This window comes from Elizabethkingia occulta (genome assembly GCF_002023715.1).
Lineage (GTDB): Bacteria > Bacteroidota > Bacteroidia > Flavobacteriales > Weeksellaceae > Elizabethkingia > Elizabethkingia occulta.
In genome coordinates this window covers 99,860-125,223 of sequence record NZ_MAHX01000002.1, presented here as the reverse complement: position 1 = coordinate 125,223, position 25,364 = coordinate 99,860, and the positions used below count along the sequence as shown (strand labels likewise).

22 protein-coding genes are annotated in these 25,364 nt (G+C 37.2%); 8 read left to right on the top strand and 14 right to left on the bottom strand.

Features of this window, described 5'->3' with window-relative positions; translation table 11 throughout:
- The first annotated feature begins 61 nt into the window (after positions 1–61).
- Both BAZ10_RS00615 and BAZ10_RS00610 read left to right on the top strand, forming a co-directional pair.
- The gene (locus tag BAZ10_RS00615) at positions 62–1,333 is read left to right on the top strand and encodes a Y-family DNA polymerase (protein WP_078770377.1); all 1,272 of its coding nucleotides are present in this window, start codon (positions 62–64) and stop codon (positions 1,331–1,333) included.
- A 101-nt stretch (positions 1,334–1,434) separates the two neighbouring features.
- On the top strand, positions 1,435–3,633 hold the full coding sequence (locus tag BAZ10_RS00610; RefSeq protein ID WP_078770376.1) for a glutamine synthetase III family protein: 2,199 nt from the start codon (positions 1,435–1,437) through the stop codon (positions 3,631–3,633).
- A gap of 115 nt (positions 3,634–3,748) precedes the next feature.
- Here the strand turns inward: BAZ10_RS00610 and glgP are convergent, their stop codons facing one another.
- Complete coding sequence (gene glgP, locus BAZ10_RS00605; protein ID WP_185116491.1) at positions 3,749–5,401, bottom strand: alpha-glucan family phosphorylase; 1,653 nt, start codon at positions 5,399–5,401, stop codon at positions 3,749–3,751.
- A gap of 126 nt (positions 5,402–5,527) precedes the next feature.
- On the opposite strand from glgP, the gene BAZ10_RS00600 reads away from it, so the two are divergent.
- Positions 5,528–6,310, top strand: coding sequence for a hypothetical protein (locus tag BAZ10_RS00600; RefSeq protein WP_059322628.1), 783 nt, complete (start codon positions 5,528–5,530; stop codon positions 6,308–6,310).
- Positions 6,311–6,499: 189 nt separating this feature from the next.
- Here the strand turns inward: BAZ10_RS00600 and BAZ10_RS00595 are convergent, their stop codons facing one another.
- From BAZ10_RS00595 to BAZ10_RS00585, 3 genes are read right to left on the bottom strand one after another with little or no spacing between them, the layout of a single operon-like run.
- Positions 6,500–7,561 (bottom strand): aldose epimerase family protein, encoded by a 1,062-nt coding sequence (locus BAZ10_RS00595; RefSeq protein ID WP_078770374.1) that lies wholly within the window; start codon positions 7,559–7,561, stop codon positions 6,500–6,502.
- Between the two features lie 14 nt (positions 7,562–7,575).
- The gene (gene galK, locus BAZ10_RS00590; RefSeq protein WP_078770373.1) at positions 7,576–8,736 is read right to left on the bottom strand and encodes a galactokinase; all 1,161 of its coding nucleotides are present in this window, start codon (positions 8,734–8,736) and stop codon (positions 7,576–7,578) included.
- Positions 8,737–8,738: 2 nt separating this feature from the next.
- Complete coding sequence (locus tag BAZ10_RS00585; protein WP_078770372.1) at positions 8,739–9,779, bottom strand: UDP-glucose--hexose-1-phosphate uridylyltransferase; 1,041 nt, start codon at positions 9,777–9,779, stop codon at positions 8,739–8,741.
- 344 nt (positions 9,780–10,123) lie between these two features.
- Here BAZ10_RS00585 and mtaB point away from each other — a divergent pair, with 344 nt between their 5' ends.
- Positions 10,124–11,470: a tRNA (N(6)-L-threonylcarbamoyladenosine(37)-C(2))-methylthiotransferase MtaB gene (mtaB, locus tag BAZ10_RS00580; RefSeq protein ID WP_078770371.1), complete on the top strand. Its 1,347-nt coding sequence runs from the start codon at positions 10,124–10,126 to the stop codon at positions 11,468–11,470.
- On the opposite strand, the gene BAZ10_RS00575 is transcribed toward mtaB, so the two are convergent.
- Together BAZ10_RS00575 and BAZ10_RS00570 are read right to left on the bottom strand one after the other, a co-directional pair.
- Positions 11,467–11,943, bottom strand: a complete 477-nt coding sequence (locus BAZ10_RS00575; protein WP_078770370.1) for a GNAT family N-acetyltransferase — start codon at positions 11,941–11,943, stop codon at positions 11,467–11,469. The two genes, mtaB and BAZ10_RS00575, sit on opposite strands and share 4 nt — an antisense overlap.
- Positions 11,944–12,054: 111 nt before the next feature.
- Entirely contained in the window at positions 12,055–12,531 is a 477-nt protein-coding gene (locus BAZ10_RS00570) for a GNAT family N-acetyltransferase (RefSeq protein WP_245803707.1), read from the bottom strand.
- Positions 12,532–12,726: 195 nt separating this feature from the next.
- Between BAZ10_RS00570 and BAZ10_RS00565 the strand changes: the two genes are divergently transcribed.
- From BAZ10_RS00565 to BAZ10_RS00555, 3 genes are all read left to right on the top strand, one after another.
- Positions 12,727–13,491, top strand: a complete 765-nt coding sequence (locus BAZ10_RS00565; RefSeq protein ID WP_078770368.1) for an SDR family NAD(P)-dependent oxidoreductase — start codon at positions 12,727–12,729, stop codon at positions 13,489–13,491.
- 118 nt (positions 13,492–13,609) lie between these two features.
- Entirely contained in the window at positions 13,610–14,440 is an 831-nt protein-coding gene (kduI, locus tag BAZ10_RS00560; RefSeq protein WP_078770533.1) for a 5-dehydro-4-deoxy-D-glucuronate isomerase, read from the top strand.
- Positions 14,441–14,457: 17 nt separating this feature from the next.
- The gene (locus BAZ10_RS00555) at positions 14,458–15,825 is read left to right on the top strand and encodes an MFS transporter (RefSeq protein WP_078770367.1); all 1,368 of its coding nucleotides are present in this window, start codon (positions 14,458–14,460) and stop codon (positions 15,823–15,825) included.
- Positions 15,826–15,915: 90 nt separating this feature from the next.
- On the opposite strand, the gene BAZ10_RS00550 is transcribed toward BAZ10_RS00555, so the two are convergent.
- Genes BAZ10_RS00550 through BAZ10_RS00540 form a run of 3 tightly spaced genes read right to left on the bottom strand, consistent with a single transcriptional unit; the run spans position 15,916 to position 19,035 of the window.
- A complete protein-coding gene (locus BAZ10_RS00550) occupies positions 15,916–16,515 on the bottom strand; it encodes a DUF1684 domain-containing protein (protein WP_078770366.1) in 600 nt (199 codons plus the stop codon).
- Positions 16,515–17,996 (bottom strand): malate dehydrogenase (quinone), encoded by a 1,482-nt coding sequence (gene mqo, locus BAZ10_RS00545; protein ID WP_078770365.1) that lies wholly within the window; start codon positions 17,994–17,996, stop codon positions 16,515–16,517. The genes BAZ10_RS00550 and mqo overlap by 1 nt, the downstream gene beginning before the upstream one ends.
- A gap of 28 nt (positions 17,997–18,024) precedes the next feature.
- Positions 18,025–19,035, bottom strand: a complete 1,011-nt coding sequence (locus tag BAZ10_RS00540; RefSeq protein WP_078770364.1) for an NAD(P)H-dependent glycerol-3-phosphate dehydrogenase — start codon at positions 19,033–19,035, stop codon at positions 18,025–18,027.
- Between the two features lie 189 nt (positions 19,036–19,224).
- On the opposite strand from BAZ10_RS00540, the gene BAZ10_RS00535 reads away from it, so the two are divergent.
- Entirely contained in the window at positions 19,225–20,070 is an 846-nt protein-coding gene (locus BAZ10_RS00535; RefSeq protein ID WP_078770363.1) for a M23 family metallopeptidase, read from the top strand.
- A gap of 86 nt (positions 20,071–20,156) precedes the next feature.
- Here the strand turns inward: BAZ10_RS00535 and BAZ10_RS00530 are convergent, their stop codons facing one another.
- From BAZ10_RS00530 to BAZ10_RS00510, 5 genes are all read right to left on the bottom strand, one after another.
- Entirely contained in the window at positions 20,157–21,101 is a 945-nt protein-coding gene (locus tag BAZ10_RS00530) for an SH3 domain-containing protein (protein ID WP_245803706.1), read from the bottom strand.
- 62 nt (positions 21,102–21,163) lie between these two features.
- Positions 21,164–21,991 carry a 50S ribosomal protein L11 methyltransferase gene (gene prmA, locus BAZ10_RS00525; RefSeq protein WP_078770361.1) on the bottom strand — a complete coding sequence of 276 codons (828 nt, stop codon included), beginning with the start codon at positions 21,989–21,991 and terminating at the stop codon, positions 21,164–21,166.
- 36 nt (positions 21,992–22,027) lie between these two features.
- Positions 22,028–22,786 (bottom strand): triose-phosphate isomerase, encoded by a 759-nt coding sequence (gene tpiA, locus BAZ10_RS00520; protein ID WP_078770360.1) that lies wholly within the window; start codon positions 22,784–22,786, stop codon positions 22,028–22,030.
- A gap of 22 nt (positions 22,787–22,808) precedes the next feature.
- Positions 22,809–24,935, bottom strand: coding sequence for a S9 family peptidase (locus BAZ10_RS00515; RefSeq protein ID WP_078770359.1), 2,127 nt, complete (start codon positions 24,933–24,935; stop codon positions 22,809–22,811).
- 35 nt (positions 24,936–24,970) lie between these two features.
- Positions 24,971–25,324 carry a hypothetical protein gene (locus BAZ10_RS00510; protein WP_078770358.1) on the bottom strand — a complete coding sequence of 118 codons (354 nt, stop codon included), beginning with the start codon at positions 25,322–25,324 and terminating at the stop codon, positions 24,971–24,973.
- Positions 25,325–25,364 lie beyond the last annotated feature (40 nt).

The window sequence follows — 25,364 nt, the reverse complement described above, 5'->3', positions numbered from 1 at the left end:
GTTTTTATCCACAACTTCATTTTTATTTTGTTTTTTCGAGTTAACTTGCACAAAAATTTTCATGTTTGCTCTGGTCGACTGCAACAATTTTTTTGTAAGCTGCGAACGGGCGCTGGATAGCGATCTGATCGACAAACCCGTTGTTGTACTTTCCAACAATGATGGGTGTATTATATCCAGAAGCGAAGAGGCTAAAGCTATGGGAATTCCTATGGGAGCCCCTACTTTTAAATATGAAAAGTTTTTTCAGGAAAATAATGTAGTAAGCCTCTCTGCGAAGTTCGAATTGTACAATTTCAGAAGCCAGCATGTAATGGATGTCATAAAAAGATATGCTCCTGACGTAGAAGTTTACAGTATAGACGAGGCGTTCCTAAATCTTTCAGGTTTTAAATACATCAATATTGCAGACCACTGCATAAAACTAAAACAGGATTTAATGGACACCGAAGGCATCCCCGTAAGTGTAGGAATTGCTCCAACCAAGACTTTAGCTAAACTTGCCAACAGAATAGCCAAGAAAAATCCGGCAAAATTTGAAGGACTTTTTATTCTGGAAAAACCGGAAGATATAGAAAAAGCTCTTAAATGGTTGAACATAGAAGATGTATGGGGAATCGGCCGCAGATTGGGTGCCCGAATGAAAGATGCCGGTATCTATAAAGCTTATGATCTTTTGAGCAAACCGGAACCATGGATACGCAAGGAAATGGGTATAAATGGTATTCGCCTTGTAAACGAACTAAAAGGTATTCCACAGTTGGAAACCTCTAATACTTCTGGCAAAAAATCTATTGCCGTTACCCGAAGCTTTATGGAAATGGTGACCACCAAAGAAGAATTGCAGGAACGTATCTGCTCATTCGCTTTTTCTGCAGGCGAGAAACTCCGCAAACAAAAAAGCTGCTGCAAGACACTTACTGTATTTGTAGGTACCAACCGATTCCGGAAGGATCTTCCGGAATATAAAAATGCTATTTCATTTCATTTCCAAAATCCCGTAAGTTCTTCAATAGATCTTGCTAAAATCGCGGCAAAGCTCCTGGACAAAATATTTATTGAAGGCTATCATTACAAAAGAGCCGGTGTATGGATTAACGATTTTGTTCCGGAGGATGAAAGACTTATAAGCCTTTTTGAAGAAGATCATTTCGACAGACACAAAAATATTATGGAAGCAATGGACAAGCTTAACCGTCGCTACGGAAAAGACAAAATTCGTCTTGGAAATCTGGATTTCAAAAGTAATTACGGCAGAAAAAAGCTTTCAGCCAACTATGAAGATTTCTTAAAAAACAATACTCTACCCGAGGCAGATTACAGGTTTCAATAAAAACAAATGTTAAATTTTACACAATACCCCTAAAAAAAACAGGGGTATTGTTATTTTATTTCAAAAAATATCTAAATTTGCATCACTTAACCAACACAACAATGTCAACATTAAGATTTAAAGCCTTAGCTGAACTTCCTTTCCGAAATTACAGACAAGACAATTTCGTAGAAGTTCCCGGAAAACTTTCAGAATTATTCTGCTCCAATGTATTCTCTGAATACACGATGAGAGAATACCTTACCAAAGAAGCATTCAGCTCTATTATGGATGCTATAAAAAAAGGATCACAAATACAGCGCCATATCGCAGATCAGGTTGCTGTTGCAATGAAAGACTGGGCTATGTCTAAGGGGGTTACCCACTACACTCACTGGTTTCAGCCATTAACAGGTTCTACAGCTGAAAAGCACGATTCTTTCTTTACTCCGATTGAAGGAGACAGAGCTATCGAACGTTTCAACGGTGGAATGCTGATTCAACAGGAACCAGATGCTTCTTCTTTCCCTAACGGTGGAATCAGAAACACTTTCGAAGCAAGAGGATATACTGCATGGGATCCAACATCACCTGCATTTATTATGGGAACGACCCTTTGTATTCCTTCTATCTTTATCTCTTATACAGGAGAAACACTGGATTACAAGACTCCTTTATTAAGAGCCTTGAATGCTGTTGACGAAGCTGCTACAGATGTTTGTAAAGCTTACTTTGATAAAAACGTAACGAAAGTTATGCCTACTTTAGGCTGGGAACAGGAATACTTTCTTGTAGACTCAGCTTTATATATTTCCCGTCCAGACCTTGTACTAACTGGAAAAACACTTCTAGGGCACTCTCCGGCAAAAGGACAGCAACTGGATGATCACTATTTCGGTTCTATTCCTACAAGAGTAATGAACTTCATGAAAGAGTTGGAAATAGAATGTATGAAACTGGGAATTCCTGTAACTACTCGTCACAACGAAGTTGCGCCAAACCAGTTTGAGCTTGCTCCAATGTTCGAAGAAGTAAACGTAGCGGTAGACCATAACTCTCTACTAATGGATGTTATGGCAAGGGTTGCACACAAGCACCATTTCCACATTTTATTCCATGAAAAGCCATTTGCCGGTGTAAACGGAAGCGGAAAACATAATAACTGGAGCCTTGCTACGGATACAGGAGAAAACTTACTAAGCCCAGGTAAAAACCCTAAAAAAAACTTACAGTTCTTAACGTTCTTTGTAAATACTCTAAAGGCTGTACATGATTATGCAGACTTATTAAGAGCGAGTATTGCTTCCGCAAGCAACGATCACAGGCTAGGTGCAAACGAGGCTCCACCAGCTATTATCTCTGCATTTATCGGAAGCCAACTGTTCTCTGTTCTTGAAGAATTGGAAAAAGTAACTGATGGAAAATTATCTCCGGAAGAAAAAACCGAATTAAAATTAAATGTTGTAGGAAAAATTCCTGAAATCCTTCTGGATAATACTGACAGAAACAGAACTTCACCATTTGCTTTTACCGGAAACAAATTTGAAATTCGTGCTGTAGGATCTTCTGCAAACTGTGCAGAGCCTATGACTGTAATGAATGCAATCGCAGCTAAGCAGCTAAAAGTATTCAAAGCAGAAGTAGATGCTTTAATTGAAAAAGGACTGAAGAAAGACGAAGCGATCTTCAACGTTCTTAGAGAATATATCAAGCAATTGAAAAATATCCTTTTCGAAGGTGACGGTTATTCTGATGATTGGGCTAAAGAAGCAAAAAAGAGAGGTCTAAACAACTTGAAGACTACTCCTGAAGCTCTTAAACAAGAAATGGATAAGAAATTTGCTGATCTTTATGAAGAGCTAGGTATTTTCTCTCACAGAGAATTTGAAGCAAGAAACGAAATTAAATTCGAAAAATACTCTACAGTTATCGATATCGAAGCAAGAGTATTGGCCGATATTGCAAGAAACCACATTATCCCTGCTGCTCTTAATTATCAGAACAGATTAATTGAGAATGTTAAAGGATTAAAGGAAATATTTGGAGACAAAGAATTCCAGAATTTAGCAAAAGAACAAATCAGTCTTATTACTCAGATTTCTGCAAATGTTTCTAACATCAAAATTGGTGTAGACAACTTATTAGCAGAAAAAGAGAAAGCTAAGAACACAAAAGACAGCCATAAGCAGGCAGAAGCATACTGCAACAAAGTAAAACCTTTATTCGATACTATCAGAGAAGCTTCTGATTCATTGGAAATGATGGTTGACGATGAGCTTTGGCCGTTGACTAAATACAGAGAACTTTTGTTCACCCGTTAATACACCAATTAACATCTATATAGAGGAAACAGACTGCTACCGGCAGTCTGTTTTTTGTTTACATTGATTATTTTCATACGCTTTACAGGCTTGGCAACCTATAAAGTCTGATATCTTAATTATACATTTCCTTGTAATATTCGTCTGCCATACGGTCACTTGCAAAAGCGTAACGTACATCTTCCATCCCCCGCTGAGCAATTTTCCGCCATTCATCCGGACGATCATAATAGGTTGGCAGAATTTCATTTTCCAGCAGATCATAAAGCGTGTTCAGATCATACAAATCCTGATCGTAAGTACTCATATTATTATAATCAGCTTTAGGAACTACAAAAGAGTTTTCTCCGGGTTTTGCAAACTCCGGAACCCAACCGTCATCTGTAGAAAAGTTCACCGATCCGTTCATTGCAGCCGTCATACCACTGGTACCAGACGCTTCACGCGGCACACGTGGATTATTCAGCCATACATCAGACATTCTCTTTAATGACTTACTCAGATAGATTTCATAACCTGTAAGCACCGCCATATTTTTATATTTCTTACTTTCTTCCACCAGACGATTGAAAGTAGAAACAGCCGGATAATCCAACGGATAAGGCTTCCCTGCCCAGATAATCTGAATCGGATATTGTGTATTTTCCATTAGTCTACGGAAACGTTCCTGATCCTCCAATAGCAAGTCTGCTCTTTTGTATCCTGCAAAACGTCTCGCCCATACCATCGTAAAAACATTGGGATTGAATATATTTCCGGTTTGGTCGGATACAATTTTGAAACCTCTGTACTTCATTATTTTCTTACGCTCATCAAAGCCCGCAATATCCCCGTTATCTTTTGCAGCATAAAGCTTCTCATCTGCCCAGAAATTATAATCCTGAGCATTGGTAATGGATTTAATATCACAAATCCCTGAATATTTACCCCACATCTCGCGGGAAACTTCACCATGCAGCTTAGAAACCCCATTCGCAATATGTGCCATTCGCAATGCACACAAGGAGTGGTTAAATACCTCACCATCCGTTCCGGAGACTCTACGTACTTCCTCTTCACTGATTCCTGAAAAGTAAGACATATTATAACACAAATGAAAATCATGTTTTTCATTCCCGGCTTCTTCGGGTGTATGTGTAGTAAATACCAACTTTTTCTTTACTTCATTCAGATCTTTATACTTCTGCAACAGATAAAAAGCCGCTGGTAATCCATGCGCTTCATTCAGGTGGTAGATATCCCTTCCGAGATTCATCTCATCCAAAAGCTTTGCGCCACCTTTTCCTAATAAAATATATTGGGCCACTTTAGTTGCCTGATTGGCATCATAAAGTCTGTGTGTAATCGTTTGTGATATATAATCGTTCTCCGGAATATCTGTAGACAAAAGGAAAATAGGAGCCGTTCCAAAAGTTTCCGGAGCCAGATACCATACTTTTACCCAAACCGGGGCACTGTGGATATCTATCTGAAATTTTATTCCGGTATCCTGAAGAAAATTATTACTCTTCTCTGTCCAGGTTACATTAAGGGTCTGATCCTGATTTCTCGCCTGATCATAATATCCGTATTTCCATAGAATTCCAATACCCACCAAATCTTGTTTCAGTGTATAAGCACTTCTCATATGCGATCCGGCTAAGAAACCCAACCCGCCACTATAAATCTTCAGGGGCTGGTCTACTGCAAACTCCATGGAAAAGTAAGCTACACGTTTTTTATATTCTGGATTGATTTCAAAAGGAATGGTAAAATTTCTAAAATCCATATTTTTTTTCATTATTCTGTTTACAAATATACAATATGAATTTAATCTTAAATTTTGACACATAGCCCTTTATATGAAAAAAAATGTTTAGCTTTATATCAGTAGAGAATTGAAATTCAGCCAGCTATGATTTCGTTTCAGGATTTACAAAAAAGTTTGGAACTGTGTGTAAACAGCCAAAACATTAACCAAAACAACCTCAACCTTTGGTATCAGCAGATTGAGAGGGCTCGTCTGTCTGAGAGAGAGGAATATCAGAAAAAGCTGGAATTGCTGCTCATCACTTCCCTTTTCCACCACTTTCCGGAAATTGAAATTGAAAACTTAATCTGTGAAAGCCCCGACTTTATTATAAAATACAAGGACAAAAAAATAGGCTTAGAAGTTTCAGAAATCATTAATCATTTTGAACTGAAGAAAAAAGAAACCCAGATTTCTAAAATCTTCCGGAATATTGAAAAATACTTAGAAAAAACTCAACAAAATTTTTCCGGAATCTATTATCTAAGCTTAAATGAACATGATAATGATTTCCACAAAAAACCAGAAATGGTAGAACAGGAAATCATCAGCTGCATTACCGACAATAAGAAGTCTAAATACGTACAAAAAATAAGAAGAACACCCTATAATAAAGGTGTTCTTCTTGTTTTAGATTATAACCTGTCATTGTTTGACGAACTGAATTCCGAAAAAATAGCTCAGGCTATTTATAAAAAAAATAAAAAATTCCGAATCTATAAAAAGGATGTAGATGAATGCTGGCTGGTTCTGGTTTCTAATATGAACAACCTGGCCTCCCGCTATAGCTATATCAATCATAACAAATCGCTTTCCTCAATCAAAAGTCCTTTTAGCCGAATCCTGCATATTGAGAATTTATACAGCCAGATGATGTATATTAAATAATTGACAAACCTCATCAAGATGCAACTCAAGGCTATTTAATGCAAATAAGCCTTGTCAGGACCCATAACCTTGACAAGGCTTTATTTTCATATACACACCTTATAGGTTTTAGAAACCTATAAGGTGTAAATCAAAAAGTTAAATTACATCAATATATACGCAAACCTTGTCAGGGCAAAACTGGATCAATTACTTATTAGATAACTTAAATACCGTTTTAGAAGCAAACTTTTCTCCCGGTTTCAGGATAACCGAAGGAAAATGATCATGGTGAACAGCATCCGGAAAACGTTGTGTTTCCAGGCAAAAAGCTTCTCTTCTTCCATCTGTTTTACCAGACTTTAAAGTATGTGTTTCATCCATAAAATTCCCGGTGTATAAATGCACTCCCGGCTGATCTGTATACACATCCAGAACAATTCCTGTAAGATCTCCGGTTGCTTTTGCAGCATGCAGCAACTCCGAATCAAATGTTTCTTTCAGTACATAAGTATGATCGAAACCACTGCCCAAAATTACCTGATGGTTCTCTGCGTTAATGTCCTGACCGATAGTTTTTGCTTCCCTGAAATCAAATGGTGTATTTTCTACAGATTCCAGTGTCCCATTTGGAACTACATTCTCCGTTACCGGTAAATATTTTTCCGCAAAAATCTGAAGCTGGTGTCCCAACGTATCACCATTCCCTTCTCCATTCAGATTAAAGAAGGCATGGTTGGTAATATTAAAAGGCGTTTCCTCATCCGATTCGGCTTCGAATAAAATCTCCAGAGCATCTTCTTCAGTCAGAGTATAGGTAACCTTTACTTTTACATTACCTGGAAACCCCTCTTCACCATCTTTCGAATAATAAGACATTTTCACAAAGTTGTCTCCTGTACTTTCTACATCGAAAACCTTTGTATGAAAACCATTTTCCCCACCATGCAGAAGATTATTCGGGATATTGGGATTTAGCTGATAATCTTTACCATTTAGTGTAAACTCAGCTCCACCAATCCTGTTACACACTCTACCTATCACACATCCGTAAAAATTGCCTTTAGGCTCCAGATATTCTTCTATACTCGAGTGCCCAAGATTGACATCTACAACATTATCATTCTTGTCTTTAAACAAAAAGCTTACAATTCTTGCCCCGTAATTGGTGAGAAAAACTTCTGTATTGTTTTTATTTTTAAGCTGAAATAGGTCTATACTTTTCCCTTCTTTTTCCTTTTGGAATTTCTGAGATTCAGGTCTATAATTCATAAATATTGCAAATTTTAAAGAACATGTCCGCCTTCAGAAGGTACAACTTCTATAGGAGTTAACTCCAGATTAAACTTAGCTTCATATGCCGGTTTTAGTTTAGCAATAAGTTCCGGTACAAAACTTTTCTTTACCAGATTCAGCGTACAACCACCAAATCCGCCCCCCATCATTCTTGCACCCAATACTTCCGGATATTGTCTTACTTCATCCACCAGAAAATCTAGTTCTTCGCAACTCACTTCGTAGTGTTCACTCAAACCTTCGTGAGACGCATACAGGAATAAACCTGCTGTTGCCAGATCTCCTTTTTCCAAAGCTTTGCAGACCTCCTCTACTCTTTGATTCTCATCGTGAACATAACTTGCTTTAACATAAAGCTCCGGATAATCAGAATATAAATATTCCCGAAGCATCAGGCTATTTACATCCCGCAATGATTTTACATCAGGAAAATCCTTACTGATAATCTCCACAGCTTTTTCACAAGCTTCTCTTCTCTCATTATAAGCCGAAGAAGCCAATGAGTGCTTCACATTGGTATTAAGTAAAAGCAAGGTATAATCACCCAACTCTAAAGGGAAATATTCGAATTCCAAGCTTCTGCAGTCTAATTTTGCTACCTTATTTTCTTTACTGAAAACGGAAGCAAACTGATCCATAATCCCACATTTTACGCCGGCAAAGGTATGCTCTGCAGTTTGTGCAATTTTAGTCATATCCCATTTGGACAAACCTAAATTGAATATCTTATCCAAAGCGACTGCCACAGCACTTTCCAAAGAAGCAGATGAAGAAACTCCTGCTCCTAAAGGAACATCTCCGTCAATCAGCATATTAAAACCTTTTAACTGATGTCCATTCTTTTGAATATGGTACACCACACCCAAAATATAATTGGCCCAGGAATTTTCCAATGCCTCAATCTCTGATAATTTAAAGCTTAGTTTTTCATTAAACAACTGAGAAAACAAATGAATTTCATCATCATTACGATGACCTATTGCTACATAACTGTATTTATCAATTGCTGCAGGAAGAACAAATCCATCATTGTAATCTGTATGTTCTCCTATAATATTAATTCTTCCGGGGGACTTGGAAACAACATCTGGCGCCTGGCCAAATACTTCTTCAAATTTCTCCGTTATATATTGTTTTGAAATTGTTGTCATGTCTAAACAGATAAATAGTGTGTTAAAGATTGTTCTCTTAATTGCTGAGCTGCCTGCTCTGGTGTAATATCACGCTGTGGATTAGCCAGCATTTCGTAGCCCACCATAAATTTTTTTACCGTAGCTGATCTTAATAATGGCGGATAAAAATGCATATGCCAGTGCCATTCCGGGAAATCTCCGGAGTTAACAGGCGCCTGATGAATTCCCGCTGAATAAGGAAAAGAAGTTTTGAACAGATTATCATATTTTACCGTTAAAACTTTAAGAGCCTTTGCCAGATCCTTTTTTTCTGATTCGCTAAACTCTGATATATTCTGTACAGCGCGCTTGCTTATAACTATTGTTTCGAAAGGCCATGCCGCCCAGAACGGAACCAAAACAACAAAAGAATCGTTTTCATAAATAATCCGTTCCTGTTTTTTTAGTTCAGCTTCCAGATAAGCTTTTAGTAATGTATTCTGATGTTTTTCAAAATATTTCTTCTGCTGTACAGACTCTTTCTCCAACTCCACAGGTATTGTATTCTGAGCCCAAATCTGTCCATGCGGATGTGGATTACTGCAACCCATAACAGCTCCTTTATTTTCGAAAATCTGGATGTACTTAATCCAATCGTTTGACCGAAGTTCTTCAAACTCTTTTTGCCACAAACCTACAACAGATTCAATAGAAGTTTCATCCATCGTAGCAAGGGTAAGATCATGTCTTGGGGTAAATGCAAGTACCTTGCAGATTCCTTTAATATTTTCGGTCAGAAAAAGTCCTTCTTCATCTGACTGATGATCGGGAGTATCTTTTAATAAAGCAGAAAAATCGTTGACAAATGAAAAATGATCTGAATAATCGGGATTAATAGTGCCGTCAGATCTTTTATTCCCCGGACACAGATAGCATTCCGGTTCGTATTCATTTCTCCGTTCAGAAGATATCGCCTCCGTCTGCCCCTGCCAGGGTCTTTTATTACGATGCGGCGACACTAATACTTTTTCACCCGTTAGTATGTTGACACGGGTATGTGGGACGTTAGAGTCAAAGTTCATGTTTTGGTTAATAGTTTTAACAAATGTAATAAATTAATTAAAGCGAATTTAAGTTAAGCACAAAAGGTAAAATTATATACTCTAAGATAATGTTTTTATCACCAAGACACAATAAAAATAACAGACCATATATTAGAATATAAATGTTTTAACTAGCAATAAATATGAAGTTTATAAATGAATTAGAGGTATAAATATCAGTCATAGATAATAAATAATACCCGGCTATTTAGCTGCATATCTCTTTTGTACACGACAAAGCAATTTGTACATCCATTAAAGTATAAAAGCACCCCGGTATAATTTTATAATTATTTCGTAAATTTGCACTCTCGTTTTTAATTATGGAATCAGGTCTAAAATCAGTTGCATTTCACACATTAGGATGCAAGCTCAACTTCGCAGAAACTTCTACTATTGCCCGTCAGTTAACAGATGCAGGTTATAAGAAGGTCTCGTTTGATGATGCGGCTAATGTTTTTGTGATCAATACATGTTCGGTTACCGAAAATGCAGATAAAGAATGCAAGCTGATTGTAAAGAGAGCTTTAAAAGCTAATCCTGATGGCCTTGTTGTTATTATCGGATGCTATGCCCAGCTAAAACCTGAAGAAATTTCTGAGATTGAAGGTGTGGATCTTGTATTGGGGGCAAAAGAGAAGTTTAATATTCTTAGCTACCTGAACGATTTAGAAAAGTCTGAAGATCTTGCAGAAATACATTCTTGCGAAATTGAAGAAGCAGATTTCTTTATTGGTTCCTATTCCATAGGTGACAGAACCCGAGCATTTCTTAAAGTTCAGGATGGATGCGATTATAAATGTACTTATTGTACTATTCCTTTAGCAAGAGGTATTTCCCGTTCGGATACTGTAGAAAACGTTATTAAAAACGCCCAAGAAATCGCAAGTCAGGATATCAAAGAAATTGTACTAACCGGTGTTAATATTGGGGATTATGGTAAAGGTGAATTCGGAAACAAAAGACATGAACACACTTTCCTTGATCTGGTAAAAGAACTTAACCAGGTAAACGGAATCGAAAGAATCAGAATTTCTTCTATCGAGCCAAACTTACTGAAAGACGAAACTATTGATCTGGTATCAGAGAGTAAAAGTTTTGTACCACATTTTCATATTCCGCTTCAGTCCGGTAGTGATGAAGTTCTGAAAAAAATGAAGCGCCGTTACCTGACACAGCTTTACAGAAACAGAGTTTCTAAAATCCGTGAGGTAATGCCTGACGCATGTATTGGAGTTGATGTTATTGTAGGATTCCCGGGAGAGACTGAGGAAGAATTCATGAAAACCTATCAGTTCCTGAATGAACTTCCTATTTCTTATCTGCATGTTTTCACTTATTCTGAAAGAGAAAACACTGAAGCTACGACTATGCAGGGCGTTGTTCCTGTTGGTGAAAGAAAAAAACGAAACAAAATGCTTCGTATACTTTCAGAGAAAAAGAAAATGGCTTTCTATCAAGCGCAACTTGGTAAAACATTACCAGTGCTTTGGGAACATGAAAACAAAGATGGCTTGATGTATGGCTATACAGAGAACTATGTTCGTGTTCAGAAACCTTTCGATGCATTGAGCATTAACGAAATCGAATTGGTAAAATTGGACAAAATAGAAGCTGACGGAACAGTAAGTATTTTGGCTGCCTTTGATGCATTCCTGGCAAAGGCTTAAAGTTCCTTTACCATTATATACTGCGGTCCCCTTTTTCCTTCATAAATTTCTCCTGAATCCAAGTAACCTGTTTTCAGATAAAGTTTGTAGGCATTTTCATTTGTTGCATTTACACCAAATACAATTTTTTCAACCTCAGGAAACTGTTGTTTTACAAATTCAGGAAGCATAATCATTGCTGACTTAGCGATCCCTTTTCCCTGAAATTTCGGATTCATAGACAAAGCACGGAGCAATACTGCATTAGCATTATCCGAGTAATTCTGAAGATCTGAGGAAAAATCGAGGGAGAAAAAGCCTGCCACATTATTTTCATGTAAGATGGTGTACTGAAAACGTCTTTTATTCTCCATTATTTGAGGATTGTCCAGAATTTCTCTGGGCACAAGTGAAAACTGAGATTGCGTTTCATCTAATATATAAGATGTGAGCGCTTCATAGTGCTCATTATTATAAGGAACAATTTCTGTCATGATTTAATTTTAAATGAATTTACGATATTCCAAAAAACAGTATTCAAACTCCTTCGAATTATTAGGTATTTAAGGATATATACGCTATATAATTAGTATAAAAGTTTGAGATTATAATTCCTTTACCATAATATGTTGTGGTCCTTTAGGTCCGTCGAAACTTTTACCGGAATCCTGATACCCTGCCTTCAGGTACATCTGATAAGCTGATGTATTTTTAAAATTCACACCAAAAGCAATTTCTTTTACATCAGGAAACTGTTTTCTTACCAAATCCGGAAGCTGTATCATCATTTCCTTAGCAATCCCCTTTCCTTGAAATTCGGGATTTAGAGTAAGTGATCTTAACAATGCTACTGTTTCATCCTGAGGCTTGTACCATCTGTCATGTACAAATTCCAGAAGAAAGAATCCTACAGCTTTATCATTATACATAATAGTGTAGTAAAACCGGTCTGTTTCATCATCTATTCTGGGATTGTTTAGTACTTCTGCCGGTACTCTGGAAAACATAGCCTGTTCTTCGGGTAATGTATAAGAGGTAAGGTCTGCAAAATGTTCTGTCTGGTATTCAAGAATTTTAACCATATTAATTGTCATCAGATTTTAGGCTCAAATTTAGACTAATAATCCTTTCTATATTTTAACAAATTGTTAAAAATATCTATTATGGTGATATACATTTATCTTTTTATCACATTATGATGAATAATTCACAGAGGTTGTATTTAGTCATTCATACTTCATAATTAATTTATATATTTGGAAAAACTAAAACCAACCATGACGAACAAATTATTTGACCTTAGCGGCAAAACTGCTCTGGTCACAGGAGGCAATAAAGGTATTGGCCGCGGAATGGCTATAGGCCTTGCTCAGGCAGGTGCTGATATTATTATTGCATCCCGTAGTATAGAAGCCGATTCTGAAATAGAGCAAGAAGTAAAAAAACTGGGAAGAAATTTCCATTTTTATAAAATGGATGCTGAAAACAGGGATAATGTTTATGAATTTATTCAGCAACTCAACTCCAATCATCCCCGCATAGATATTCTCATCAATAACGCCGGAACCATTCTTAGAAAACCTGCTGCAGAACATCCTGACGAATACTGGGATTCTGTAATCAATATCAATCTCGATACACCATTTATCCTGGCTCGTGAAGTAGGTAAAAAAATGATCGATCAAGGGAAGGGTAAAATTATATTTACCTGTTCTCTGCTTAGTTTTCAGGGTGGGATTAATGTTCCGGGATACGCTGCCAGCAAAGGAGCTTTGGCCAGTTTAGTCAAGGCTTTGTCCAACGAATGGTCCTCTAAAGGTGTCAACGTAAACGGTATTGCGCCGGGTTATATTGCGACAGATAATACAGAAGCTTTACGTAACGATGAAGAGCGCAGTAAGGCTATTCTGGACAGAATACCTGCAAGCAGATGGGGGACCCCGGAAGATTTTGCAGGTCCTGCAGTCTTTCTTTCATCTTCAGCCAGTGATTATGTTGACGGTACAATTCTTACCGTCGACGGCGGATGGATGGGACGCTAGGTCCTTTCTATGATCATCTGTGCAATAAATTAAGGAATATGTATTGAGATATTATATAATCAATACAATATTCTTGATGACCACAAAAAAAACTAATAACGATAAAAACATTACAATCATGCAAATTAGATTTGAGAGCAGTCCCCGCGAGGTCAAAACGATGGATACTGCATCTTTGCGCCGGGAATTCCTGGTAGAAAACCTTATGACTGAGGACAACATCAGCCTTACATATTCACACTACGACAGACTTATTGTAGGCGGAACCAAGCCTGTACAACAATCGACAGAACTGAAAACTCATGAAGAACTAAAAGCAGATTACTTTCTTCAGAGAAGAGAATTAGGGATCATTAATGTTGGCGGAAAAGGCTCTGTAGAAGTAGATGGCGAAAAGTATGCACTGGAGAAATTAGATTGCCTGTACGTAGGGAAAGGCGCACAAAAAGTTACTTTTTCCAGTGATAATCCTGCAGACCCTGCAACCTATTACTTATTATCGGCTCCTGCACACAAGGAGTATCCTACAACAAAATATACGAAAGAACAGGCTGCTCCTGTAACACTGGGTGACGGTAAAACATCTAACAGAAGAACAATTTACAAATACATCCACGAAGCTGGTATCCAAAGCTGCCAGCTCGTAATGGGTCTTACTGTTCTGGAAGAAGGCAGTGTATGGAATTCTATTCCGGCACATACCCACACCCGCAGAACTGAGATCTATTTTTATTTTGATCTGAATGCAGATCAGAGATTATTTCACATGATGGGTGAAACTACAGAAACCCGCCACATCATTATGAAAAACCACGAGGCTGTTATTTCCCCATCATGGAGTGTACACTTTGGTGCCGGTACTTCCAATTACGGATTTATATGGGGCATGGGTGGCGAAAACAAACGATATGATGATATGGATCCGGCTCCTTTAGATGTACTTTTATAACCATAAGCATTTAGATTATGGAAAAAAGTATCGGAAAATACAGATGGACAATTTGCGGTCTTTTATTCTTTGCTACAACAATTAATTATTTAGATCGCCAGGTTCTCAGCCTTCTGGCTCCAGAACTTACCCATCAGTTTGGCTGGAGCAACAGCGATTACGGAAATATTACAGCAGTCTTCCAGTTTGTATATGCCATATCCCTGCTCTTTGCGGGAAGGTTTATTGATAAACTAGGGACAAAATGGGGATTTGCAATTGCTATTATCATATGGAGCCTCGGTGCCATGATGCATGCTCATGCGATAGATATTGGCAATGCAGCCAATTCTGTGATGGACTGGATTGGATTGGCAAGCGTTCCTGTATCTATACTAGGATTCGTTATTGCACGGGGAGTACTAGGAATTGGAGAATCCGGGAATTTTCCTGCAGCAATAAAAACAACAGCAGAATATTTCCCTAAAAAGGAACGTGCTTTAGCGACAGGAATTTTTAATTCAGGAAGTAACATTGGTGCTATTTTAGCACCATTAACAGTGCCTGTTCTCTCTGAAAAATACGGATGGGAATCCACATTTATGATAATCGGAGGCATAGGCTTTCTATGGCTTATTTTCTGGTTTATATTATATGAAACACCTGAAAAACAGAAGAAGCTATCTCCTGAAGAACTGGCTTATATCCGTAGTGATGTAGACCAGAGTGTGGACCAAAGTGAAAATCCAGAGGCTGCTAAAAAAGTTCCCTGGTTCAGACTTTTGCAGTATAAACAAACCTGGGCTTTTGCTACAGGAAAGTTTCTCACTGATGGTGTATGGTGGTTTTTCTTATTCTGGCTGCCTAAATATCTGGAAGGACAATACCATCTGACTGGAAAAGAGCTTGCCCTTCCTCTTTTTGTATTGTATAGTATGACAATGGTAGGTAGTATATCCGGGGGGTGGTTCCCAATGTATTTTATCAAGAAAGGTTATCAGGCATATGACGGACGAATGCGTGCCATGCTATTTATTGCCTTATGTCCTTTAATTGTTTTGGCTGCTCAGCCTTTAGGTTCATTCGGCTATTGGGTTCCGGTAATCCTTATTGGCCTCGGTGCTTCTGCACATCAGGCATGGAGCGCCAATATCTTCACTACAGTGTCCGATATGTTTCCAAGAAAAACAGTAGCTTCTGTTACCGGTATTGGAGGAATGGCAGGCGGAATAGGCGGTGTAATTATCTCAAAAATCGGAGGACCTCTATTTGATTTTTACGAAAAACAAGGGAGCATAGAAACAGGATACACCATTATGTTTACTTACTGTGCTGTTGCTTATATTCTGGCTTGGAGTATTATGAAACTTCTTGTTCCGAAGTACAAACCTATTACAGATTTATAGAAAGGAATATTATATATCAAAAAGATTCAAAACAATAAGATTTAGAATCTGTGTTAAGCCAAAAAATCCCCGGAAATATCCGGGGATTTTTTAGTGATAGATATCATCATACTTTACCCCTGCTCTTATTTCCACAGGAAGTTTATTTTCTATAGGGACAATGGGACAGTTATAATCGAAAGCATTATATGCACAATAAGGATTATAAGCTTTATTAAAATCGATAATCAGATTATCTTTCTTAGGAATCTTTAAATCGATATAACGCCCTCCACCATATGTTTCTTTTTCATTCGTTGCATCTCTGAACGGCAGAAAAAGATGATCTTCAAAACCTGGTCTTTTAATCAGATCCTGACTCTGGTATACTTTTAGTGAATACTGCTGTCCTTCCAAAGAAAAAGTAATAGTACCATATTCTTTATACTTTTTCGTTTTTCCGGAAGATGTAGGCAGTTCAAAAACCTCAGCATCTTTTGTCGGAACAAGCTTAGCTTTTACACTGTATTTAAGATCAATATCAAAAAAAGGTATTGCTTTAAAATCCTTTAGCAGATTTCCACGTAATGGCGTTTCCTCAGGATTTTTGTATTCAGCATTCAGGTCAGCCTGAAATTTCTGAATCTCTTTAATCTCGGCTTTTTGTCCAAAAGCAAAGATACTCAGCATAAAAGCTATTAAATACTTCATTAGTATTCCAGTTCAAGTTTTTCTTTTGTATAGTTTCTTACTCTATCTGTAAGCTCAGCACTATCTTTTAGTTTTCTCCCGTAGGTAGGTACCATTTCCAGAAGCTTGTCTCTCCATTCTTTCTGAAGCTTGTCTCCAAAACATTTCTCAAGAATATTGATCATAGCAAAAGCTGCTGTACTTGCCCCCGGAGATGCTCCTAACAGAGATGCTATAGTTCCCTTTTTATTGGTTACAACCTCGGTTCCAAATTCAAGTTTACCACCTTCAGCATCATCTTTTTTAATAATCTGTACTCTTTGCCCGGCAACCATCAGTTCCCATTTATCGGCATTAGCATCTTTAATAAAATCTCTAAGGTGTGCAATTCGTTGATCTTTATTCATTGTTACCTGTCTGATCAGGTATCTCGTCAATGAGAGATTATGCCACCATGCACCGAATAAAGAACGGATATTTTTGAAGTTTACACTTTCTGGTAAATCCAGATAGCTTCCGTTTTTAAGGAATTTAGTAGAAAATCCTGCAAATGGTCCAAAAAGCAATGCTTTTTCTCCATCAATTATTCTAAGGTCCAGGTGAGGTACACTCATTGGCGGAGCATCTACAGTAGCCTGTGTATATACTTTTGCATGGTGCATTGCAATAAGCTCAGGATCTTTAGTTACCAGCCATTGCCCACTAACAGGGAAACCTCCATAACCTTTACTTTCTTCAATACCTGAACTGTCTAAAAGAGGGAGTGCATATCCTCCTGCTCCGATGAAAACAAAATCTGCTTCTACTTCTACAGGGTGATTATTTAATCTGTCTTTTATCTTCATTCTCCATTTACCATTGTTGTCATCAATATCTTTAATCTCGTGGTAACGGAATACTTCAACATTAGAACTTTCTTCAAGGTGTTTTACCAATTTTTTGGTTAATGCCCCAAAATCTACGTCTGTTCCCATTGTTGCTCTTGTAGCTGCTAATTTTTCTGAAGCACTACGTGAACGCATAATTAAAGGAACCCATTCCCTTAATTTATCATGATCTTCAGAAAATTCCATTCCTTCAAACAAATGGGATTTAATCATTGTATCATGACGTTTTTTAAGAAACTCAATATCTTTTTCTCCAAATACAAGACTCATATGCGGACAGGAGTTAATGAATTCTCTAGGAGAATCAATATATCCTTTGCTAATAAGATAAGCCCAGAATTGTTTTGAAATTTCAAATTGTTCTGCAATTTTTTCAGCTTTACTAATATCTACCGAGCCATCTTTCTTCTCAGTAGTATAGTTTAGTTCACAAAAAGCAGAGTGACCTGTTCCTGCATTATTCCACGCAGATGAGCTCTCGCGGGCAACATCTTTTAATCTTTCGAAAAGTGCAATTTTCAGGTTTGGGTCAAACTCGTGTAACATAGTACCCAAAGTAGCACTCATTATACCTCCGCCAATAAGAACGACATCGTATTTAGGTTTCGGATTCATTTTATTATAACAATTTTATATTATAGAATTAGTTAAGTTTCGCTGTTAGTTTCTTAAACTGCTTTTCAGCATTCTTTTCCTCATAAAGGATTTCATACACTGTATTAACAATCGGAAGCTTTAATTTTTTTTCTTTTCCGATCTCATAAATACTTTTTGTTGCATAATAACCTTCCGCCACCATACTCATAGACTGGATTGCTGATTTTACAGTATATCCTTTTCCTATTAAATTCCCCAACATTCTGTTTCGGCTGAATAAAGAATATGCAGTCACCAATAAATCTCCAAGGAAAGCAGACTGGTTTACGTCTCTGGGTTCCGGATAGATTGCATCCAAATACAATTCCATTTCACGGATTGCATTGGAAACATATACGGCATTGAAGTTATCTCCATACCCCAAGCCAGCTGCTATGCCTGCACCAATTGCATAAATATTCTTCAAGACTGCGCTGTATTCGTTTCCTAAAATATCCGAAGATTTATTCACCTTAATAAAATCTGACTCCAGAAGTTTGGCTACTTTGGCAGCATTTTCTTCTTCAGCAGCAGAAACCGTAAGATAAGAAAGTCTCTCCATAGCAACTTCTTCTGCATGACAAGGGCCTGAAATTACGGCCTGACTTCTGAAACCAATATTGTGTTTTTCTCTAAGGAAATGTGCTACAATATCATTTTGTTCCGGTACAATCCCTTTAATTGCAGATACAAATAATTTTCCCTGCAGGTCAACATTCAGAGGTTCTAAAGTCTTACCAAGGTATATAGAGGGAGTTGCAAGAATGATAACATCACAAGCAGATACCAGTTCATTGATATCTGTTGTTATTTGCAACTGTTTCAGGTTAAAAAGTACAGCTGTAAGATATGAAGGATTATGCTTTTTTAGTTCTATCGCTCCTTTTACAAATTCGTTTCTTACACACCAGTGAATCGTTTTACAGTTTTCTGTCAGCATCTTTACTATTGCAGTAGCAAAACTCCCGCTCCCTACAACGCCGACACTAATACCGTTTCCGGATTTCTTCTTAGCCATTATTAGAATTTAGGTTCCACAAATATACAACTTAACAGACAAACCATTCAAGACTTTAGCCTTTATTTATCCAGGAAAAAGAGTCATTATTTTTAACATTAATTAACAGATTTACAACATAATATAACTTTTCTCCGGTAATTTTTTATAATATTTTATTTATTTTTGCCTCCCTAACATTTCAGAGATATGAAACATTTTTTTTCGTCCCGTAGGAATCTTAGATATACTATATATGGTTTATTAGCGGTTGTTCTGGTACAGGCAGTAATTATGATTTACTTTATGAATAAAAAAGATGATAAAGTTTATCAGGTGAATCTGGTACAGATTAAAGACAAAAAGGACAGCCTGGATTATACAGAAGTAAAAAACAATCTTACCCAACTGGACAGAGTTGTAAAAAGTCTTTCTAACTTTTTAACATCTAATAATATTGAAGCTCCACAAATTGAATCTTTGGATGCTGAAAATCTTTCAAACGGCATTTACCTAAGCCAGCAGGCTAACCGATATACACAAGCTCTTGTAGATTATCAAACGAAGCTTCAGCAAATTCCCCTTGGAATTCCAACCAGCGGAGAGATCTCTTCTAACTTTGGTGTCAGAAAGAATCCTATTCCACCCAAAAGAATTGTGATGGCTGGTGTAAACCTTCCTAAAACGGATTCTGCAGGGACTGCAACAGCTACAGTAAAACCGGCTCAGGATCCGGAAGTTATGCAGTTTCATAAAGGTTTGGATATTGCCGTTCCTTTTGGTTCTGATGTAAGAAGTGCTGCACAGGGAACTGTAATATTTGCAGGGCAGAAAGGTGGTTACGGAAACTGTATTATCGTATCTCACGGAAACGGATTAGCTACCTTATATGGACATTTATCAAGTATATTGGTAAGTCCCAATCAGCAAATAAAAGTAGGCGAAGTCATTGCAAAGTCAGGAAATTCCGGACGTTCCACAGGACCTCATCTTCATTACGAAGTACATAAGAATAATACTCCGGTTAACCCAAGATTATTTCTGGGAATTAAATAAACAGGGCAAAAAAATATAACCCTCACATCTGTGAGGGTTATATTTTTATATCGTTCACCAGATTGATGTCCGGTTATACTAAATACTTACTGCAGTTTTTTTCCTTTAAATTTTTTAACTGAAGAACTCATTTCCATAACTCTGTCTCCGTCCCATTCATAGACAGCCGTTTTCGTAAATCCATCCATTTTATACTCATTATTATCCGAATTAGCATTTTCTGCCTCTTCTGTTGTCATGAAAAACTGATTCATAACTTTCATGTGAAAGTCATATTTTTCTATATGATAATACTCTCCTGCATCTGATACTGATTGTAGCAATGGTAATGCCACTAAAAACCCCTCCTTTTTCATAAAGTAGGTTTGCTCATAAGTTGGTATACCACAAGCTTCACCAGAAACAGATACTTGTATAATATAATCAACATTCTTGAACCTTTTAGTTTTGTCAACTTTAAATTCAACCCCTGCTATATTTTCCATGGTACCTGCATTGAAAACTCCAGAACCTAAAAGTTTCCCATTTTCCAGCACACTTACCTCGCCTTTTAACGCATTGCTACTGATGCCTTCTATATCTATAACCTTCTGCGTTCCGCTAACTCCAAAAAGGAATTCTTTTCCATCCACTAGCTTATTGGCTACACTTAGATTCGCTCCCCAGACATATCCTTCTTTCCCATTGTACTGTATTTTATACCACTGGGCGCTTCTTTCCTGTATTTTGTTTATAATATTAGTCTCCTGGATAATTTTTACAGAAGTCCCTTGTGGCAATGCATCCACAACATTTCCGGTTAAACCCGGAAGATCTCTGATATTGGTTTTATCTACAAAAATTTTAGCAGTACTTCCAACTTCTTTGTGAAATATATAATTTTCATAATCTTCTTCCACAGGTACTGCAATAGCTGCCGCATTACTCGCAACATCCCGTGCCTTTACAGCAACTTCGACAGCAGCTGTTTGCTGAGCAAAATAGAAGGAAGAAATATTGAGCGCTAAAAAATAAAATATTTTTCTTTTCATAATCATCATTAATGCTCTCAAAGATAAGAAAAAACCGAATCTTACTAGATTCGGCTTTACTTTTATTTAGTCAGAAGTAATGAAACCCATTCTTCTCTTTGTAACTTCTTCTGCAACTGAAGATTCTGTTCTTTGCAGACCTGTAAAATATCGTCTACATCGAAGAAACATAATCCTGAAAGCAATAAAGAACCTCCCGGCTCCAATACCTCAACATATCGTGGAATATCGGAGATAAGAATATTACGGTTAATATTCGCTAAAATAATCTCGAATTTTTCCTGTCCCAGGTTATCAGCAGTTCCCAATTCTACACGCATTGGTGTATTATTACGTTCTGCATTTTCTCTGGAATTCTCCACAGCCCATTCATCAATATCGATTCCTAAAACATCTGAAGCACCTTTCTTTTTAGCATAAATAGCTAAAACAGAGGTTCCGCATCCCATATCCAGTATTTTTTTTCCCTGGAAATCCATATCCATCATCTGCTGGATCATAAGATATGTAGTAGCATGGTGCCCGGTTCCGAAAGACATTTTCGGCTGAATGATAATTTCTTCTTCAAATCCTTGTGATTCATGGAATTCTGCACGGATTAAAACTTTATCTTCTACATTAATCGGTTGGAAGTTTTTCTCCCATTCTTCATTCCAGTTGATGTTAGGCATTTCTTTATAGGTATAAGAAATTTTCACATCATCATGATTCAGCAGCCACTGATTTTTAAGCTCTTCTTCATTAAGTAATTCCGCCTGAATATAAGCTAAGATCCCATCCGGGTTCTCAGTAAAACTGTCAAATCCCTGCTCTATCAATTCAGCCATCAGAATTTCATTCCAAGGCTCTACAGGTTCTATTTTAAAATCGAATTCTAAGTATTGTGTCATTTATAAAATGTTGCAATTGGCAAAGTTAGCTTAAGTTTAGTCAAAAGCCTTAATAATTGCAGTAAAATCTTCTATTTTCAATGCAGCTCCACCAATAAGACCACCGTCTACGTCTGGTTTGGAGAATATTTCTTTTGCATTGTCCGGTTTTACACTTCCACCATAAAGGATAGAAATTTCATCAGCAACTTCCTGTCCGTATTTAGCAGCAATAAGTGAACGGATATGTGCATGAATTTCCTGGGCTTGCTCTGGTGAAGCCGTTTCACCAGTTCCGATAGCCCAAACCGGCTCGTAAGCGATTACTACTTTTTTAATCTCTTCTGCTGAAAGTGTGAAAAGCGCAACCTCAGTCTGGTTTTTAATAACCTCAAAGTGCTGTCCCGATTTACGTTGCTCCAAAGTTTCCCCGTTACAGTAGATTGGTACGAGACCTTTATCTAAAGCTAATTTCACTTTTCTATTGCAGTGGCTATCAGTTTCTCCGTGGTATTGTCTTCTCTCAGAGTGACCAATAATAGCACCTGTTGCATTAACAGAAGCCAGCATATCAGCTGAAATCTCACCAGTATAAGCTCCGCTGGTGTGTTCCGACATATCCTGAGCAAAAACACCTACGTTATCATTTAGGAAAATATTTTTAGCAGTGGTTATATAAAGTGATGGTGGCGCAATGTATACCTCACAGTTGATGGCATTGTTCTTTTTATATCTGTCTAACTCATGCATTAATTCCTGAGCTTCAGTATAATTTTTATTCATTTTCCAGTTTCCTGCAACGATTTTCTTTCTCATAGTTTATATAAGTTTTGTTAAGTTATTTATTAATTCCTTCTAGTTTGAACATAAAAGCATATACTAAAGCGACATCTTTCAGATAGTCGAATCTTCCTGAAGCTCCACCATGACCGTAATCCATATCGGTTTTCAGCATCAGTACATTTTTATCCGTTTTCATATCTCTCAATCTCGCTACCCATTTCGCAGGTTCAAAATACTGTACCTGAGAGTCATGTAAGCCTGTAGTGACCAATAGATTAGGATAATTTTTCTTTTCTACATTCTCGTATGGAGAGTAAGATTTCATATAGAAATAAGCTTCTTTATTATTAGGATTCCCCCACTCGTCATATTCATTTGTGGTCAACGGAATGCTTTCATCCAGCATTGTATTAACAACATCTACAAACGGAACCTGTGAAATTACACCATTCCACAGTTCGGGTTTCATATTTACGACTGCTCCCATTAAAAGACCGCCGGCGCTTCCGCCCTGGGCATACAAATGCTTTGGAGAAGTATATTTTTGGTCTACCAGGTATTCTCCGGCATCAATAAAGTCAGTAAAAGTATTTTTCTTTTTCATCATTTTACCATCTTCATACCACTGTCTTCCCATTTCCTGTCCACCACGGATATGTGCTATAGCGTAAGCAAATCCTCTGTCCAGAAGGCTTAATCTTGTACTGCTGAATGTAGCATCCATAGAACTTCCGTAAGAACCATAAGCATACAACAGCAACGGAGCTTGCCCATCTTTTTTAAATCCTTTTTTATAAACAATGGAAATAGGAATTTTAGTACCGTCCTTTGCAGTAGCAAAAAGCCTTTCGGTTTCGTAATTCTTTTTATCATACCCACCCAGAACTTCCTGTTGCTTCAGCAATATCCTGTTTCCTGTTTTCAGATTTTGTTCAAACTGAGAACTCGGCGTAATCATAGATGTATAACCGAAACGGAAATTATCTGTATTATATTCCGGGTTTCCTGATGAATAAACAGTATATGCAGGTTCATCAAATTTCAGAAACTCTTTTTTACCAGTTTTTCTGTCATATATCACCAGCTGCGAAAGTCCGTTCTGTCTTTCACTGAATACCAGATAATTTTTAAATTCTGTAATCCCTTCCATTAGTACATCTTTTCTGTGCGGGATAAAGTCTTTCCAGTTCTCAACTCCGGTTTTGTCCAAAGGAGTTTCTACAACTTTAAAGTTTAAAGCATCTTTGTTGGTTGTAATCAGAAATCTGTCTTCTAAAGGTGTAACATCATATATTACATCTTTTATTCTTGGTTGGAACACCTTGAATGTTCCTGCAGGGTTATCTGCATCGAGATACCTGATTTCGGAAGAGGTTGTTGCTCCTGAAGAAATCATAATGAATTTCTCATTCTTAGATTTCCCAACACCAATATAGTTACTTTTATCTTTCTCTTCGTATACCAATACATCCTTTGAAGGATCTGTACCCAAACTATGTCTGAAAATTTTCTCTGTTAAAAGGGTTTCCGGATTTTTTGCTGTATAGAAAATAGTCTTATTATCATTTGCCCAGGTTGCGCCACCTGTTGTATTTATAATACCCAGATCAGTGGTTTTACCTGTAGACAAATCTTTCAGGAAAAGTTTGTACTGTCTTCTGGATACATCATCTACTCCGTAGATCATTTTATTATTATCCGGACTTATACTAAAGCCTACCGCAGAATAATATGGATGTCCTTCAGCAAGTTTATCTACATCTAAAAGTACTTCTTCAGGAGCTTTAAGATCTCCTTTCTTCCGACAGTATTTAAAATATTGCTTACCAGCGTCTGTACGGGTATAGTAGTAATAACCATTTCTGAAAACAGGAACAGATTCATCTTTTTCCTTGATGCGGTTCTTCATTTCCAGGAAAAGTTTCTCCCTGAAAGGCTCCGTATCCTTCATCATCGTTGTCCAGTAAGTATTTTCAGCTTTCAGATAGTCTACAACTTTTTCGGAGTTAGCTCCTTTTTTGAAGTAATCTATCATCCAGTAATAAGGGTCATTTACTTTATCGCCATGAATTTCCCGTATATGTTCCTGCTTTTCAGCAACTGGTGCTTTTATATCAGGAAATTGCTGAGCCTGAAGTATAGTCGTACTCATAAGTATTAATCCTAAGTATTTATTTTTCATATATTCGCTTTTGGTGTTGTGTGTTTTGTCTGGTATTATTTCATCTTCCAGATAGATTTCATCAAGGAATAGAACTGGTGTTCTTCTTCGCTCACTTCGTCGTTTGCTTTAATTAGCTTTTTAGCAAACTGGCGAAAATCTTTTCTTTCTTTTTCTGTAGAATCATCATAAAAGCACTGTGCATGGAATTCAAAATGTTTTTCCCATTCACTTGGGCTTAGATTAGCTATTATTTCTGTTTCAGCATCAAGGCTTACAAAAAATGGAAACTCGTCTTCTATATATTCCTTAATTACTTTTTCTTCTCCGGGATGAAATTTATAATCTACTGCAGATAAAATCATTAACAGGTGATATCCTGCGATTGATTTGTTCGATTTATGTGTCATTTATATATGTTTCTTATTCAAATTTAGTTATTAAAATTCC